This window comes from Acetobacter fallax, from assembly GCF_011516735.1.
In the GTDB taxonomy this organism is placed as follows: Bacteria; Pseudomonadota; Alphaproteobacteria; order Acetobacterales; family Acetobacteraceae; genus Acetobacter; species Acetobacter fallax.
Genome location: NZ_WOSX01000044.1, coordinates 1 through 16,003, shown reverse-complemented (window position 1 = coordinate 16,003; position 16,003 = coordinate 1). Strand labels below are relative to the sequence as shown.

Sequence of the window (16,003 nt, the reverse complement as noted above, 5' to 3'; positions counted from 1 at the left end):
GACTGTTGAGTGAATAATAACAAAACGACGTCGTGAATGGAGACAAACAGAATGAAAAAGAAACTTGCGGCTGAGTTCTTCGGAACGTTCTGGCTGGTGCTGGGTGGGTGCGGAAGTGCCGTGCTGGCCGCGGCTTTTCCGCTACACGGCATTGGCTTTGCCGGTGTAGCTCTTGCCTTCGGGCTTACGGTTCTGACGATGGCTTTTGCTGTTGGCGGGATTTCGGGGGGTCATTTCAATCCGGCGGTTACACTGGGATGCGCCGCAGCCGGGCGGTTTCCCTGGAGCGATGTGCTGCCTTACTGGGGCGCGCAGGTTGCCGGGGGCTTTAGCGGTGCTGTTGTGCTGTATATCATCGCGTCCGGCACGCCAGGTTTTGCTCCGGGGCAATTCGCGGCGAACGGATATGGTGATTTGTCTCCGGGACATTACGGGCTGTTGTCTGCTCTGGTGTGTGAGACGGTGATGACGGCGTTTTTCATCATGGTCATTCTCGGAGCGACGTCGGTTTCGGCTCCGGCCGGATTTGCGCCGATCGCCATTGGTCTTTGTCTGACGATCATCCATCTCGTTTCCATTCCGGTGACCAATACGTCGGTTAATCCGGCCCGCTCGACGGCGGTGGCCTTCTTTGCCGAGGCGGGGGCCGCGGGTCAGTTGTGGCTGTTCTGGGTTGCTCCGTTGCTGGGGGCCGCGATCGGGGCGGTTCTCTGGAATGCACTGCTTGAGCCTGGTGTGAACCGGCGGACGGAGCCTCTGATTCCGGCGGTGGCACTTTAAGCGTAAGCGCTCTGACGATGAGGTATCCGGGGGCGCTCGCTTTGGACCTGTGGCGACGAAGGTATTCGCGCAGCCAGTCGTGTCAGGCAGTTTGAGGGTTCGGGCTGTTTCTGTCTGTTCGGAAAGTAGCCGGTATGGCTCTGACGGTTCAGGTCAGGAACGGCGCGAAAACGGGATCGTCGAAGCGGGTGAATTCGGTCTCGTCCGTCGCGCTGGTGGTCCGGATCAAAAAGCGTGTTCCGGCACGTTGCGCGGCGATACCGTCGCGTTCGGGACGATCGCCGATGAGCAGAGTGCGTGATGGTGCCGCTCCGGCCTCCGCCATCAGTGTCAGCAGGCCCTGCGGGTGCGGTTTGAGGCGGCCGGCATCGCCTGCCGTGACGACGAACTCAGCCTTCAGTCCGAGTGCGCGCAGCTTATCGCGGGCGGGATAGTCCGAGAGGATGCCTACGGTTTTGCCCGCGCTTGCGAGGCCGGCGAACAGACGATCGGTTGCCGGGTAGCGGCATGCCCGCAGGTGGCGCAGCGGGCGGCGGAGCATCCATTCGGTGACGACTGCCTGCACTGCCGCCCTGGTCACGCCGGTTGCTATGGCGGTCTCGTGAAGTAGACGCGCTTCGAAATTCTGCACCTCCGCTTCAGCGAGAGCCTCGCGGCGCCTGCGAAAAGCGCTGATTACGCGCATGGTCATGAGGTCGCCGCGCGGAAGTGTGCGTGTGACCAGTTCCCATGCCATCCGCGTCCGTAACCGTCGCTGGTCGTATAATGTGCCGTCCACGTCGAAAACGACGAAATCGATCGTATCCCAGTCCATTTTCGTGCGCTTTCAGCCGGTCAGCTGAGCGTGATGAAGTGCTGGCTGGTCAGAGTGTTGAGCCAGGGGATATTGATGAAGCTTGTCAGCGCGAACACAATCGCCAGCAGGAAGACGATCATGATCAGGGTTTTTTCGCGGTAGAGACGTTCCGGGCTCTGAGCGGAAGACCCCGCTTCCATCGACAGCGCGAGGTAACAGGCGAACAGCACGGCGATCAGCGGCAGCGTCAGGATGTATTCGATGCGGTATTTGATGAGGAAAACCGCGAGGAAGAAACCTGCCAGCAGCGCGTAGAGGAAGGTGGAGACCGTCAGCGAGACCTCGGTATAGCCCGCGAAGCTGGCGCGATAACGGGTGAGGAGTTCCCTGCCGTGCGATGCGGTGATTTCTCGGTATTCGGAGAAACGCTTGGCGGCCATAAGAAACGCGCCGCCGAACCAGTAGGCGAGGATCATCGAGGCGGGGGGGAGTGTTGTCGGGTCGACCATGGCCCAGCCGATTGTCAGGCGTAGCGGATTGTTGATCGATTCGGAAATGACGTCGAGGAACGGCTTGTCCTTACTGCGGAGCGGGGGGACGTTGTAGATGAGGCCCTGCGTCGCGAAGATCGCTGCCGTGACGGCCATCAGTCTGCTCGATATCAGTGCCGCGGATAAGCCGACCGTTACGCACAGCGCCCATTCGAGCCAGACGAATCGGGGATCGAGATCACGCTGAACGGCGGTTCGGCGGGATTTTGTCGGGTGATGGAGATCGGACTCGCGGTCCAGAAACTCGTTGATGACGTAGTTCGCCGAGGCGATGCAGACCGCTGTGACAAGACCGCACACAATATTCAGGAGTGGTGTCGATGTGTGCCATCCCCGCAGCAGCCAGGCGAGGACCGCGCCGGGCACGATGAACACATGTTTCGTGCTGTGATCGAGCCGCGCGATGGCGATGTAATCGCGCAACATTCCTGTCTCGCGAGCCGGTGTCGGGGTTTTGATGGATATGTCGGTCATGAAACATTCCGCGTTGGCCGGGACACGAGATCTGGCTGAATGCGACTTTTCCGTCGTTGCCCCTGCGGAGGCGGGTGTCGATTCCCGCGTCGTTCTGCATGTGACGAAGTGCCGGCTTCCCCGGATGAAGGCGGCACAGTCTGGCGTAACAGAGATCGTTACGAATAACACCGGGGAGGTTCTGATGGCTGCCCTGCATCGTTTCGATATCGGAATATAGTTTTACACGGCAGGCCAGTTCGGATCTGTATTATTCCGGTTGTGAATCGTGGTTTGTCGGTGTGTATTCGGGCAGGGATCTGCGTGGCGGTACTGGACTGAGGCATTGCCGGCGGATGGCAGGCCATGCCGGGTGCTCTGTCAGGGGCAATTTACCTTTTGGTGACCATGTGACATGCCGGAACGGAGTTGGCGTTCACGAAGGGAAATGCGGTGCGGGACAGCCCGGTCGAATGCGGGTCGGCAGACTCCCCGCCTTTTTCTGCCCCGAAGCCGTGGTGGGTGCGGCTTCTGATCACGCTGCTCGGGGCTTTCATCCTTTTTGTTCCGACCATGCTCAACAGGGACGTTTTCCTCTACTGGGACACGCCGACCTATATCAATGGCGCGGAAACGGGCCTGGCGAAGCTGTTCGGTGAGCATTTTGGGCTGACGCCGTCCCGGGTCATTCCGACAGCGGGGCTGGGCTCGACCAGTGGCGGCGTTTATCTCGCGGGACGGTCGGTTTATTACGGCGCATTGCTGGTCGCGGCGATCGTGGCGGGGTCGCTGATGATCGTGGCGGCGGTTCAGGCGCTGGTGGTGTCCTGGGTGATCCTGTTCTTTTTCCGGGTGTTTTTGCCAGGCAGAGAGGGCTGCGCCCTGCTGTCCATGGTGGTGCTGACGATTTTCACGCCTCTGGGTTATTTCGTCGGTCTGGCAATGCCTGATGTTTTCGCCGGAGTCATCATTCTTCTGATTACGACGCTGCTCTGCGGGTGGCGGCAGACTGGTCTGGCTGACCGGGGGGTGGCGTTCGCTGTTCTGAGCTTTGCAATGCTGGCCCATAACAGTCATCCGCCGCTGGCGTTTCTGACGATCCTGGCAGGTTGTATTTTTATCCGCCCCGGCCGGGGAGCCGGGATATCTGTGATCCGGCCGGTCATGCTTATCGGGATCGCTGTCTGTGCTGGTCTGGTCGGGGAAGTTGTGTTTACCCGTGTCGCCACGCATGCGATCGGGGTGCCGCCGGTCCGGCTCCCGTTTCTGTCCGCGCATCTTCAGGAGATGGGGCCGGGGACGACTTATCTGAACAGCCATTGCCCGCAGGCGCATTTTGAAATCTGCAACGATCGCGCCAGGCTGCCGGTGGACTGGCGCGATTTTATGTTCAGCACCGATCCTGTCACCGGCGTTTTCGCGCTGGCCGATGCTTCCGCCAAACGACGGATCAGTGGAGAACAGGTCGCTTTCGCGCTTGCCGTGCTGAAGGATCAGCCGGTTGCGACGGTCGGGGGACTGGGCGTGGCTTTTGTGAAGCAGCTTACGATGTTCCGTGTGCAGGAAATTTATATCCTGGACACGGTGGCGCCCTGGCTGCCGCCGGCGGAATACCGGCGGGCGATGCAATCCGTGACGGCGGGGCTTGGGAATCTGGAACAGGTGCTGACTGTTTTTACATATGTAACGGTGAGTCTCAGTGTGCTGGCGCTGACGGCAGCCGTTATCCGGGCGCGAATGTCCGGGGAACTCGCGCGGGGTTCGATGCTGTGGTCAGCGACGAAGATCGTCATTGCGGGACTTATTATCAATGCCGCTGTCTGCGGGATTGTGGCCTCGCCCTACGATCGGTTTCAGGCGCGGGTGATCTGGCTTTTGCCCCTGCTGGCGCTGGCGCATCTTGCCGCGATGAGCCGCCGGCGCCGGCCTGCGCTGCCGGAGACCGTTTCAAAGGCATCAAATGCATAAAAATTCCCGTAACAACGGGTGATGTTGTGTTTTTCAGTCCCGGTAGCCTGTCTACTGCAACCGGGATCAGTATTTAGACTCTGGACCTGTTAAACTGTTGTTTTGAGCGGCCCGTTGTCATTCACAGGTTTGCCGATGGAGGTGAGACTGTGAGTGACGCATTTTTGCTGTCTGAGAGCCAGATGAACTGGCATCTGTATAAGCAACGCTACCTGATCGAAAACATGTTCGCAAAGCTCAAAGACCGGCGGCGGGTGGCAACACGATATGACCGCTGCGCTCACACCTTCATATTCGCCATGAATATCGCTGCGAGCTTCGTCTTCTGGCTCAAAGAATGAATCCTGAGCCTGGTAAAGAGTCTTTTATATCGGGGCGATATCCATGGCCTGGAGGCTGAGGAATTCGCGATAGGGGCCTTCGCGGCGTTCGAGTTCGGCGGGGGAGCCGTCTTCGACGATGTGGCCTTTCTGCATGACGACGATCCGGTCGAAATCCTTGAGTGTGGAGAGGCGGTGGGCGACGGCGATGACGGTGCGCCCGACCATCAGTTTTGAAAGTGCGATCTGGATATGCTTCTCGCTTTCGCTGTCGAGCGCGCTGGTGGCTTCGTCGAGGATGAGGATCGGGGCGTTACGCAGGAAGGCACGGGCGATGGCGAGGCGCTGACGCTGGCCGCCGGAGAGTTTGACGCCGCGGTCTCCGACTTCGGTGTTGAAGCCCTGTGGGAGCGCGGTGATGAAATCGGTGCAGCCGGCGGCATCGGCGGCGTGACGAACATCTTCGTCCGGGGCTTCGGTTTTACCGTAACGGATATTGTCGGCGACGGAGCGGCGGAGGAGGGAGACATCCTGCGGTACGACGGACATGCAGCCGCGCAGGGCAGCTTCCGACAGGGTGTTGATGTTGTGGCCATCGATCAGAACGGCGCCACCCTGTGCGTAGCGCTGGCGCTGGAGCAGGGCGAGGACGGTGCTTTTTCCGGAGCCTGAGCGGCCGACGAGACCGACGCGGGTGCCGGGCGCGACGTGCAGGTTAAAGTGTTCGAGGACATTGGGGCCGGTGGGATAGGCGAAGGTGACATCCTGGAAGCTGACTTCTCCGGTCGGGGGTTTTTCGAAATCGATGGCGTTGGGCTGATCGGTCATCTCGTGGGGCACGAGGATGGTGGTCAGGGTTTCGCCGAGGCGGGCGGTGTGCTGGACGGTTTCGACGAGAGCGACGGCGAGGTCGCGCGTGCCGTGCAGGATCATGAAGCCCAGATTGACGACCATGACGACATCACCGACGGTGGCGGCGCCGTTCTGCCAGAGCAGGACGACCCAGATGAGCAGTCCGGCGGTGAGCACGGCTGTCAGGAGGGCATGGACGAGGCGGAGCTTTTCCATATTGCGGAGGGATTTTCCGCGTGTTGCCATTTCACCGTGCAGGGTGGTGGCGAGGCGGCTGCGCTCATAGCCCAGCATGCCGAAGGTTCGGACCAGGGGAAGATTGCCGACGACGTCCTGCATTTCGCCGTCCACGCCCGCGGCTTCGGTTGCGTAGGTGGCGTGGAGGTGGCGGCCACCGCCGGCCATGCGGAACATGAGAGCGGCGAGGCTGAAGGAGAGGATGACGATGACGCTGCCCATGAGGGGGCTGACGGTCATCATCAGGACGATGGAGAGCAGGACATTCAGGCAGGGCGGCAGGATGTTCCAGGCGAGCAGGCTTTCCAGCGTGAAGGTGGCGTTGCCGGCTGTGGAGATGCGGGCGGCGAGGGCGGCGGGCATGCGGTCGGCGAAGTAGCCGGTGGAATGGCCTGTGAGGTAACGGAAGAGATCAAGCCGGACATCGCCGGTGACGGCGACGAAGGTTCTGGCGGCGAACCATCCCGCGACGCGCCAGGAGAGGTTATCGGCGGCGATGATGGCGGCGAGCCAGGCGACGGCGATCCAGACCGGGCGGATGGAGGCGTGAGCGTGTGCCGCCTGCGTGCTGGCGTTCATGGTATCGACGAGGTGCCGGATGGCGGACGACGAGAACACGGCGCAGGCGACGGCGAGGACGACGAATCCGAAGACGATCAGGTGAGGCAGGGCGCGGCATTTCGCATACCGGGCGATGAACCTGACGGGGTGTCCCGCATAGTGCGGGAGCTGGTCGTCGGGAATTTTGATATCACTGTCGCGCTTCACGCGTGGGCAACCATGCGGCAGGTCCGTTCTGTCAACTTTTGTTCAGCCTAGGCGTTTGTCTTACGTGAGGAAAGCATGCGCAATCATGTGTCACGGATGGTTTCTGTAATGCATCTTTCGGGCATGATGATTCTGGCAGTGGCTGTGTTGCGCGTCCGCACGTAATGTCCTGCGATAACATAACAAGACCGGAGTTTACTGGCACATGCGTATCGCCCAGATTGCGCCTCTTCATGAGGCAGTGCCTCCGAAACTTTATGGTGGCACGGAGCGTGTCGTTTCGTTTCTGACTGACGAACTTGTGGCCATGGGCCATGAGGTGACGCTTTTTGCGAGTGGTGACAGTGTGACGACGGCGACGCTTGAGGCGGTGTGGCCCCGGGCATTGCGGCTGGACCCTGAAATCCGTGATCCGATTGCGCCGCACATGCTTCTGATGGAACGTGTGGCGCGGCTGGCCGATCAGTTTGATATTCTGCATTTTCATATGGATTACTGGCCGTTTACGTATTTCAGCCGTCAGCCGACCCCGTTTGTGACGACGATGCACGGGCGTCTGGATCTGAAGGAATTGCAGCCGGTTTTCGATGCGTTTCCTGATGTGCCGATTGTGTCCATTTCCAACAATCAGCGTTTGCCTCTGCCGCAGGCGCATTATGTCGGGACGGTTCTGCACGGGCTTCCGGAAAATCTGCTGACCCCGCAGCCGGGTCCGCGCGACTACGTGGCGTTTCTTGGCCGGATCTGCGCGGAGAAAGGGATCGACAAGGCCATTCGGATTGCGCGGGCTGTCGGGGTTCCGCTGAAGGTCGCTGCGAAAGTGGACAAGGCGGATGTCGCTTATTTTGAGAGCGAGATCATCCCGATGCTGGGTGACGGTGTTGAGCTGATCGGGGAGATTGGTGACCATGAGAAGGCTGCGTTCCTGTCCGGGGCGCGGGCGCTGCTGATGCCGATTGACTGGCCGGAACCGTTTGGGCTGGTGATGATTGAGGCGATGGCGTGCGGGACGCCTGTGATTGCGTTCCGGCATGGTTCGGTGCCTGAGGTGCTTGAAGACGGTCTGACGGGTGCGATTGTGACCAGTGAGCAGGAGGCGATTGCGGCTTATCCGGCAGTTGAGGCGCTGGATCGCGGGAAAATCCGGCAGGAGTTTGAGCAGCGTTTCACGGCGCGTCGGATGGCGGATGATTATCTGGCGATCTATCAGTCTCTGATTGATTCCCGGAAGGCGTGACGGGCTGGCTGTGACATCTCCTGCTGAAAGCGGTTTTCGGGCAGACTCATTCTGACAGCAGGACATTTCCCGGGAGGGCGTGGGTGACAGTCATGACGTCAGCCATGGTTGACCCGACTCATGGAGGCGGGAAACGATGTGTTCCCGCCGCTTTTGCCGGCAAGATCAGCCAATGAGTGTGTTGTCGTGAAATCTCGTCATATCTGGAGGCCTCTGAGCTGGTTTTACAGCGACCGGCACCGGACGGACACCTCGCCCGGAGAGCCGGGTTTGCTTGACCGTTTCAACGACCGTCTTGCTGTTAAAATGACGGTTATTTTCGGCAGTATCTGGTGTGTCTATGCCTTTCTGCTGTTTTCGCTGATTCCTGTTCTTGAGCCGACCTGGCAGGGGCCGCTGCTTTATGTCAGCAACTCGATCCAGCTTGTGGCGCTTCCGGCACTGATGGTGGGCAGCGCGATTCTGACGCGGGGATCGGATCAGCGTGCGACCGAGGATCATGCGGCGCTGATCGAGATTCTGAACGATGTGCGGGAGGAAGTGGCCCGGTTACGGACGATGACGACGGGGATTGCTCAGACGGAGAAAGAGAACGCGGATCGCCCGACGGATGTGGTGTCGATTGCGGATGAAGCGCTGATTACCGTGAATGAGCCGGGGGGCACGGTGTCTGGCTCTTCGGGTGGTTTGCGGGGTGCGGACGCGCCCCGGAGCTGAAGGTTGTGCGCCTGTCGGGAGGGAGGAGCCTACTCCTCGCCGAGAAGATGCAGTACGATCTCGCGACGATGGGGTGCGCGACGATGTTCAAAGAGGTAGAGACCCTGCCAGGTTCCGAGCGCGGGTTCTCCGTCGATGACGGGAATGGACAGGCCGGACTGGGTGAGCATGGTGCGCAGATGAGCCGGCATGTCATCAGGACCTTCGCTGGAATGGATGTATCGGCCGCCCTGCTCGGGGACGAGGGCCTCGAAGAAGCGGGCGATGTCTTCCTGCACGGTGGGATCGGCATTTTCCTGCACGGTGAGCGAGCAGGAGGTGTGCGGGCACCAGATGGTGAGCAGACCGGTGGTGAGGCCGGTTTGTGCGACCCAGTCCGTGACGGGATGCGTGATGGCGACGAGGCCTTTGCCGCTGGTTCTGACGGTGAAGCGATGTGTGTGCTGCTTCATGAGGTGGCTCCTTTCGGCGTGACGGGCATTGTGTTTCCGTGGGATGCCGGCGCGGCGTGACGGGTCTGATATGCTGGCGCCGGACTATCTGATGGCAGGTCTGGAATCATCATGTTTCCGGGAAAAGGGGAATGTTCGTCTGCGGCGCGTGTTGCGGGCGGGTGTTGCGCTGGCGGCGGTTCTTTGCGGGATGACTGCCGGAGGAGATGCCCTGGCGGCGGACGAATTTAATATCGACGATCCTTTCGGCTGGAATGAACTCAAACAGAAATGGGCGAAGGCCGGTGTCGGGGTGAGTGTTTCCGATGCGGAAGAGGTGTGGGGGATTCCGCGCGGGGGCGTTTTGCCTTCCGAGCATTATATCGGGGCGACGACGGTTGATCTTGTGCTTGATCCGGCACGGCTGTCGGGCATGAGCACGGCGGACGGAGCATGGGGAACGTTTGAGATCAGCGCTGTGGATATTCGGGGCAAGCCATTCAGTAATTATCCGCTGTATGCGTTCAATCAGACGTCGACAAGTGAGGCGGACCCCAATCTGCGGCTCTATGAACTGGCTTATAACTGGCACAGCGTGGACAATCGGATTTCGGTTCGGGTTGGCAAGCTGGATCTCAGTAAGGAGTTTATGGTCAGCGACACGGCGCAGAACTTTCTTAACGGATCATTTGGCTGGCCGATGCTGCCCAGTAACGATCTTTATAATCAGGGGCCGGCCTCACCTGTTGCGGCGCCTGCGGTCAGGCTGAATGTTGCGTTTGCGAAGAAATGGCTGCTCAGACTTGCTGTCGCGGATGATAACGCGACGGGAGCGCGTCGGTTTATCAATCAGAATGATCCGTGGAACCAGAACCAGGACCCTAGCGGGACAAAGTTCTGGTTTGGGACGGGGACGTTTGTGATTGGCGAACTGAACAGGGATGTCAGCTTCGCGGGGCATGCGGGGACGTGGAAGGCGGGATTTTTCGCCGATAGCGGAGCGTTCCCGCTGCAGGCTGATTCTTCCGTCAGCCGGAAGGGGAACTGGGGCGTTTATGTAACGCTGGACCATACCCTTGTGAATGATACCGGAATGGGGGCGCTCAAAGGGTTTGTGCGGTGGAACTATACGGGGCTTTCGGATCGGAATCAGATTGCGTCATCGCTGGATGCGGGGCTGGTTCTGGCGGGGCCGTTTCATCGGAGCGATGACAGTCTGGGGCTTGGATTTGGCTATGCGGCGCCGAGCCATTTTCTGACGACGCAGCGGCCTGATGGCAGCACGAAGACAATGCGAAACGAGTATCATATTGAGCTGACCTACACCTGGCAGGCGTGGTCATGGCTTTCGGTGCAGCCGGATGTTCAGGGGCTGATCAACCCGAGTGGCGGGGTCTATGATCCGATCTCGAACAGGAAGGCACAGAACGCACTGATTTTCGGGCTGCATCTGGGGGTGTCGTTGAAATGGATCGTGTTTTGTCAGAGCGAGCGTGTCAGGCGGCTGTGTGAAAAACGTCTCAGGGCGCCGTTTTTTCCTTATTTTTCTCAGGTTCCCGGTTTGGGGGGATGCTGGCGGGGGAGACGGTATTCAGGAAGCGTTCCGCGAGGGCGCCGTAGAGCGGTTGTTTGCAGATCATCCGTGAGACGCCGAAAGCGAGGAATGAGCTGGCCAGAAGGGCGAGGGTGACCTGCTGGTTGTCACACATTTCCATGACGATGACGGTTGCGGTGAGCGGGGCCTGCACGACGGCGGAGAAGTAGGCGACGGTTCCGAGCAGGACGACGGCGCCGGGTGTGGCCTGCGGCAGGAACTGGGCCACCCATCCACCCATGCCGGCGCCGACGGAAAGGGAAGGCGCGAACAGGCCGCCGGGGATGCCGGAGCAGTAGGAGACGATGGTAGCGATATATTTCAGGATGAAATAGGAGGCCGGATAGTGTTCCTCGCCCTGGATGATGGCGCGGGCCTGTGCGTATCCGGTGCCGTATGTCATGCCGCCTGAGGCAAGACCGATGATGGCGAGGACCAGGCCGCAGAGGGCGGCGAACGCAATGGGGCGCTGAGCGATGAAGCGTCCGGCGGTGCCGGGGAGGCCGCGGGAGGCGCGGATCAGGATGGCGGAGAATGAGCCGCCTGTGATGCCGCCGAGCAGGCCGCAGGCGATGACGGCGATCCAGCTGGCGCCGAGCGGGACGATGGAGTCTGTGTGTCCGAAATAGGTGTAGTTGCCTTCGAGCGCGATGGCGGTGACGCCGGCGAGGACCACGCCTGCGAGGACGACGCCGCTGGTGCGCTGTTCGAAAGAGTGGGCGAGTTCTTCGATGCCGAACACGATTCCGGCGAGCGGTGTGTTGAAGGCTGCGGCGACGCCGGCGGCGCCTCCGGTGAGGACGAGGGCGCGGCGTGAGATGGCATCACCGAGATCCATGAACCGGCCGGCGGCGTTCATGATGGCGGCGCCGACCTGCACGGTGGGGCCTTCGCGGCCGATGGAGGCACCGGAGAGCAGCCCGAGGCAGGTGAGCAGGATTTTTGCTGCTGCGATCCGGAGGGAGAGGACACGATTGACGACGGTTTCATCGGAGAGATGCATGCAGGCGATGGCCTGCGGGATGCCGCTGCCCTGTGCGCCGCGGAAGAAGGTCCGGGTCAGCCAGATGGACAGGGCAAGTCCGCCCGGGGTGATGATCAGCATCAGCCACGGGCTGAAGGCGAGGATGTGAGACCGGAGTTTCGCTGCGTCATCGGCCAGTTCAGCGAAGGTGACGGCGACGATTCCGACCATGATGGAGCCGCCCCAGTAGATCAGTTTCCGGCGCCATTCCGCTGTTGTGATGCGGGCGGTTTCGCGGAAATGTCTGATACGGCCTGTAGTAGCAAGGGACATGCTGTGTCTGTTCACTCGTTCCGCGCTGCGTGGCGCGACGTTTCCGTTGCGATCGGTGGCGGTGTGCCGCGCGTTCTGTGGGCTTACGCCCGGCGCCTGGAGTTTCCAAGCCTAAACGCAGGGCTCATGCCAGGAATTGTGAAATGACGGGCATGATCAGTTTGTAACGCGGAAGGGGCGCATGGGTTCGTGAGTGAGCCTGCTGAATCTGGTCCATGCGTTCGATCTGCACCATTGGTTCAGCGATAGCACCGGAACGCTGTGATAATTGCTTCTCTCCGACTGTCAGCGATGGAGAACGCACATCCGGTCGCGCAACCTGACTGGCGTGGACACGTCGTTCGCCTCCGGCACCGGGGTAGCCGAACTAATCGCCAGCGTCTGATTCACACCGGGAGCCAGGAGCATAGCCTCCCCCTGAAGTCGCCGCATGCAAAGGGGTGACTCCAGCCGGCTCCGTGATGCCAGGAACCTGCGCACCAAAAGAGGAAACCGGACACCATCAGCATATAGGCCCGCCGCGTGTTCGGATTACGTCTCTGCGCGGCTAAGAATTCCAGGAAGCGTATCCGGGCGTGGTTGTCGCCCGACGCCGGCAACCCGGACCGGGATGCTAAAGCTAAGCCGGACCAGTCATCATCTTATTTCTTTCCAGATCCGCATTCATTATTTCTGTTTTATTACCGCAGCTTCGGTAAAAAATCGTAATTTTATTATAACTCGTTTTTTATTGTTGAATTTCATTAATGATACACGTAGCAAAAATGATACGTCCAATTGAGCTGGTTGCCACATGACCTGTAAAAATAATCCGAATTATATTTCTTATATTGACCTTATTCGTTTTTTTGCCGCATCGATTGTTGTTCTGTATCACGTCGGCTTCTTCTACTGTCTCCCTGGACAGGCACTGGCTGAACTGATGCACGAAACAATTTCCCCGCATGCAGTATTTAACTTTGGCTGGATCGGTGTCGAAATATTTTTCGTTATCTCCGGTTTTGTCATCTCCTATTCTGCTGCGCGAGGAAATGCTTCAAGGTTCGCCCTCAGTCGGTTTCTGCGTCTCGCACCAACAGCGTGGATATGTGCTTCCTTCTCACTAATTATCTACATCTTCCTTCATCAGGCTCCGATTATGCATCTGATGACCGCATATGCAGCCACAATAATATTCTGGCCGTTCCGCGCAATTGACGGTGTTTACTGGACACTGGGGGTAGAAGTCTCTTTCTATGCCCTCATTTTCGTGCTGCTCAAAACCAACCGCCTCGCCAGCCTTGAAAAGATCATGCTCGGTATCGGGCTGGTAAGCCTTGCCTTCTGGACCGTCTTTCTTACGCTTGAGATGGTCCTTCCGCATATACACATGTATAGCGCCGAAAAAGCTCTGCTCTGGACGCACAAGATAATCGCTGCTCGTATCCTGCAACTGTTTCTTGTTCAGCATGGCTGCTTCTTCGCTCTGGGCGTGTATATCAGGACCTGCGTGAACAGAGGTCTCCCGGGACGCCAGACAATTGCTATTATTGCACTTATCGCGGCTTGCGTAATGGAAATCATCGGGCAGGCTGATCTGTTATCACGAATCACCAGCACTCATGTCGGCTGGTTTATCCCAACGGTGATCTGGAGCCTTGCGTGTGCAGCCATCGTATGGGCGAGCCGACAGGCAGGTGCCAATGTCATGCCTGCCTGTATCACTCGCGCCGTGAGATTCAGTGGATGTCTTACCTACCCCCTGTATCTCTTCCACACTGCAGCAATTCTCTTATCGATCTCAGTTCTCACGCCGATTATGGGAACGTATGCTATTTTCTCTTCCGTCTGCGTGGCTTTTCTGACAGCGGCGGCCATCCACGTTTATGCTGAGCCGCTCCTTCACAATAGTGTCAAAACCGCGCTCACGTCACATACAGAGAAAAACTTTATTTTCTACCTGAAGCATAGAATGAGCGAATTTGCAGAAGTTTTTCCGGTGCTTAACGCGATGCTGCGTAATGAGAAGAAAAAACAGAGCCGGCAACAATAATTTTTACCAGACAGATGTTACGTGCTCAGGGCGTGTCGTCAGTTAAGGGTGATGAAGGCTGAGACGAGTTGTACGGCTGCGAGAAATATTGATTTCAGTTTATCGTAGCGTGCTGCGATACCCCGGAACTGATTCAGCCGGCCGAAAATCGCTCAATAATGTTTCTTTTCTTATAAAGGGAAAACCGGATTTTCCGTGGATGAATACGGTCTTTCTTTGACGGCATGACGGGTGCGATCTGCTCATAAAACGGTTTGCAAAAGCTCTATTGTCATTAAGTGCTGGCTTCTTCCCAGGGCTTTGCCCTGGAACCCACCAAAGGTCACAGACCTTTGGAAACCATTTAATGAAATAAATCGGGTGCAGGGGCCTGCGGTCCCTGCCGGGTTCGGGCAGAGCCCGATCTTCCGCCAGCCCGTTGAAAAATCACAGATCAACACGTAACGACAACAGAGCCTTTGCCGGGTTCCAGGGCAGAGCCCTGCCAGTCCCGCACCTGCCAGTCTCACACAGGTCAAAGGCCAGACTCTCTGGTATGACTGTCGCTCAGACCATACCGCCGCATTCGTTTGCCTCCCCCTGAAAAACAGGAAAAAACATAACAGACAATCCGATGGTACCAAGGCCTGTAATGCTATAGCCTGACTGACGACACGCCCTAGCACTACTTTGGCAGAAAATTTGTAATAAGGATTCCCAACGGGTGCGATCGGTGATTCATGGAAGATCAGCTGTAGTGGGAGCTGGCGATGAACACCGACTGGCAATCGGATCTGGAAGTATGGCTTGCGCCATTTCTGGCCGCACTGGGTCATAAAGCGCAGAGGGCGATGTGTCCGGCTTATATTGCAGGCCTGATCGGGCCTGGTGACCGCAAGAGCGTGCAGCCCATGGCTGCACGCAGTAGCGATATCCCTTATGACCGGCTGCATCATTTCGTCAGTGCCGGTGTGTGGGACAGTGCGCCACTTGAGGCTGCTCTGTGGCGTCATGCTGACCATCTGGTTGGCGGCGAGCGTTCGTGGCTGATCATCGATGATACCTCCCTTCCCAAAAAGGGAGAACATTCTGTTGGCGTGGCGCCCCAATATGCTTCGACCCTGGGCAAGAAAGCGAATTGTCAGACACTGGTGTCCGTGACACTGGTGTCCGTGACACTGGCTTCACGTGAAGTACCACTGATGCTGTCACTCCGTCTGTTCCTGCCCGACATCTGGACAGCAGATCCGGCACGCATGAAGCGGGCCGGCGTTCCACTGGAACATCAGGGCTCCCGGACCAAACCGGAGATGGCGATCGATGAAATTGATCGCCTATGTGCCGCAGGTGTCCGTTTTGGCTGTGTTCTTGCGGATGCCGGTTATGGCCTGTCTGCCCCGTTCCGTCAGGCCCTGAGCGCGCGGAACCTGCGCTGGGCAGTCGGAATACCACGTCATCAGAAAGTCTGTTCGGCCGATGTGGAGCTGGTGTTTCCGGCCAGAAAGCGCGGCCCATCCCGGATGCATCCGGTACCGGATCAGCAACTCAAGGAGGAGCTGGGCCTCGATCACTTTGAGGGGCGATCATGGACAGGCCTGCACCGACACGCACTGATGTCCATGATGGCCTACGCCTTTCTCCAGTCCCGGCGCCTCACGGCGGTTGGGCGGAAAAAAAAGAGTCACCGGCCCACCACCACAGCCCAGTCTGCCAGCAATACGACAGGCCATCCTTGATCGCATTCTGCGACCACCCATCGGGCAATGCCCGCACTGTGGAAACCTTCTGCTCCAGACGCCGCAACACATTCTGCCAAAGTAGTGCTAGCGACGATCTGTGGGATCACGTCGCGAAAAAGATGGCGAACAAGCCTTACAAGGTGAGGTGGTCCCGTCCGTTCGGACAGTTTTGCGGGCTTGATAAGCTATACCCGGTTGTTGTTATGCCGCCCTTCTGACGGCGTTGCTGTTGGCCATCTGGTCCGGGGTTAA

12 protein-coding genes and 3 pseudogenes are annotated in these 16,003 nt (G+C 58.7%); 9 read left to right on the top strand and 6 right to left on the bottom strand.

The genetic code is table 11. From position 1 onward, the window contains the following. Positions 1–51 precede the first annotated feature (51 nt). On the top strand, positions 52–780 hold the full coding sequence (gene aqpZ / locus GOB85_RS15640) for an aquaporin Z (protein ID WP_173578434.1): 729 nt from the start codon (positions 52–54) through the stop codon (positions 778–780). Positions 781–928: 148 nt separating this feature from the next. Here the strand turns inward: aqpZ and GOB85_RS15635 are convergent, their stop codons facing one another. Beyond that, positions 929–1,594 carry an HAD family hydrolase gene (locus tag GOB85_RS15635; RefSeq protein WP_173578433.1) on the bottom strand — a complete coding sequence of 222 codons (666 nt, stop codon included), beginning with the start codon at positions 1,592–1,594 and terminating at the stop codon, positions 929–931. Positions 1,595–1,614: 20 nt separating this feature from the next. Next, positions 1,615–2,601 (bottom strand): UbiA family prenyltransferase, encoded by a 987-nt coding sequence (locus tag GOB85_RS15630; RefSeq protein WP_173578432.1) that lies wholly within the window; start codon positions 2,599–2,601, stop codon positions 1,615–1,617. Between GOB85_RS15630 and GOB85_RS15625 the strand changes: the two genes are divergently transcribed. The 3 genes and pseudogenes from GOB85_RS15625 to GOB85_RS15615 form a co-directional block, all read left to right on the top strand. Continuing rightward, positions 2,600–2,821 carry a hypothetical protein gene (locus tag GOB85_RS15625; RefSeq protein WP_173578431.1) on the top strand — a complete coding sequence of 74 codons (222 nt, stop codon included), beginning with the start codon at positions 2,600–2,602 and terminating at the stop codon, positions 2,819–2,821. The genes GOB85_RS15630 and GOB85_RS15625 overlap by 2 nt on opposite strands. Before the next feature lie 188 nt (positions 2,822–3,009). Then, positions 3,010–4,548: a hypothetical protein gene (locus GOB85_RS15620; protein ID WP_173578430.1), complete on the top strand. Its 1,539-nt coding sequence runs from the start codon at positions 3,010–3,012 to the stop codon at positions 4,546–4,548. Between the two features lie 197 nt (positions 4,549–4,745). After that, a pseudogene (locus tag GOB85_RS15615) lies at positions 4,746–4,889 on the top strand (IS5/IS1182 family transposase); the annotation flags it as partial. A 24-nt stretch (positions 4,890–4,913) separates the two neighbouring features. Here GOB85_RS15615 and GOB85_RS15610 read toward each other — a convergent pair. After that, entirely contained in the window at positions 4,914–6,725 is a 1,812-nt protein-coding gene (locus GOB85_RS15610; protein ID WP_173578429.1) for an ATP-binding cassette domain-containing protein, read from the bottom strand. 205 nt (positions 6,726–6,930) lie between these two features. Here GOB85_RS15610 and GOB85_RS15605 point away from each other — a divergent pair, with 205 nt between their 5' ends. Both GOB85_RS15605 and GOB85_RS15600 read left to right on the top strand, forming a co-directional pair. Continuing rightward, positions 6,931–7,962: a glycosyltransferase family 4 protein gene (locus GOB85_RS15605; RefSeq protein ID WP_173578428.1), complete on the top strand. Its 1,032-nt coding sequence runs from the start codon at positions 6,931–6,933 to the stop codon at positions 7,960–7,962. Positions 7,963–8,268: 306 nt separating this feature from the next. Next, a complete protein-coding gene (locus GOB85_RS15600) occupies positions 8,269–8,679 on the top strand; it encodes a hypothetical protein (protein ID WP_242011566.1) in 411 nt (136 codons plus the stop codon). 29 nt (positions 8,680–8,708) lie between these two features. Here GOB85_RS15600 and GOB85_RS15595 read toward each other — a convergent pair whose 3' ends face one another. Then, a complete protein-coding gene (locus GOB85_RS15595; protein ID WP_173578426.1) occupies positions 8,709–9,131 on the bottom strand; it encodes a secondary thiamine-phosphate synthase enzyme YjbQ in 423 nt (140 codons plus the stop codon). 43 nt (positions 9,132–9,174) lie between these two features. Between GOB85_RS15595 and GOB85_RS19425 the strand changes: the two are divergent. Continuing rightward, a pseudogene (locus GOB85_RS19425) lies at positions 9,175–10,560 on the top strand (carbohydrate porin); the annotation flags it as partial. Between the two features lie 70 nt (positions 10,561–10,630). Here the strand turns inward: GOB85_RS19425 and GOB85_RS19420 are convergent. After that, the gene (locus GOB85_RS19420; protein WP_242011564.1) at positions 10,631–12,001 is read right to left on the bottom strand and encodes a chloride channel protein; all 1,371 of its coding nucleotides are present in this window, start codon (positions 11,999–12,001) and stop codon (positions 10,631–10,633) included. Positions 12,002–12,286: 285 nt separating this feature from the next. Further along, positions 12,287–12,433: a hypothetical protein gene (locus GOB85_RS15585; RefSeq protein WP_173578424.1), complete on the bottom strand. Its 147-nt coding sequence runs from the start codon at positions 12,431–12,433 to the stop codon at positions 12,287–12,289. 361 nt (positions 12,434–12,794) lie between these two features. On the opposite strand from GOB85_RS15585, the gene GOB85_RS15580 reads away from it, so the two are divergent. Next, a complete protein-coding gene (locus GOB85_RS15580) occupies positions 12,795–14,033 on the top strand; it encodes an acyltransferase family protein (RefSeq protein ID WP_173578423.1) in 1,239 nt (412 codons plus the stop codon). Positions 14,034–14,745: 712 nt separating this feature from the next. Beyond that, positions 14,746–15,817: pseudogene (locus GOB85_RS15570) on the top strand (IS701 family transposase); the annotation flags it as partial. Positions 15,818–16,003 lie beyond the last annotated feature (186 nt).

Excerpts from the sequence above, each read along its gene's own strand:
- aqpZ (WP_173578434.1), top strand. The coding sequence starts at position 52 with ATGAAAAAGAAACTTGCGGCTGAGTTCTTCGGAACGTTCTGGCTGGTG.
- GOB85_RS15635 (WP_173578433.1), bottom strand. The coding sequence starts at position 1,594 with ATGGACTGGGATACGATCGATTTCGTCGTTTTCGACGTGGACGGCACA.
- GOB85_RS15625 (WP_173578431.1), top strand. The coding sequence starts at position 2,600 with ATGAAACATTCCGCGTTGGCCGGGACACGAGATCTGGCTGAATGCGAC.
- GOB85_RS15630 (WP_173578432.1), bottom strand. The coding sequence starts at position 2,601 with ATGACCGACATATCCATCAAAACCCCGACACCGGCTCGCGAGACAGGA.
- GOB85_RS15605 (WP_173578428.1), top strand. The coding sequence starts at position 6,931 with ATGCGTATCGCCCAGATTGCGCCTCTTCATGAGGCAGTGCCTCCGAAA.
- GOB85_RS15600 (WP_242011566.1), top strand. The coding sequence starts at position 8,269 with ATGACGGTTATTTTCGGCAGTATCTGGTGTGTCTATGCCTTTCTGCTG.
- GOB85_RS15595 (WP_173578426.1), bottom strand. The coding sequence starts at position 9,131 with ATGAAGCAGCACACACATCGCTTCACCGTCAGAACCAGCGGCAAAGGC.
- GOB85_RS19420 (WP_242011564.1), bottom strand. The coding sequence starts at position 12,001 with ATGTCCCTTGCTACTACAGGCCGTATCAGACATTTCCGCGAAACCGCC.
- GOB85_RS15585 (WP_173578424.1), bottom strand. The coding sequence starts at position 12,433 with ATGCGGCGACTTCAGGGGGAGGCTATGCTCCTGGCTCCCGGTGTGAAT.
- GOB85_RS15580 (WP_173578423.1), top strand. The coding sequence starts at position 12,795 with ATGACCTGTAAAAATAATCCGAATTATATTTCTTATATTGACCTTATT.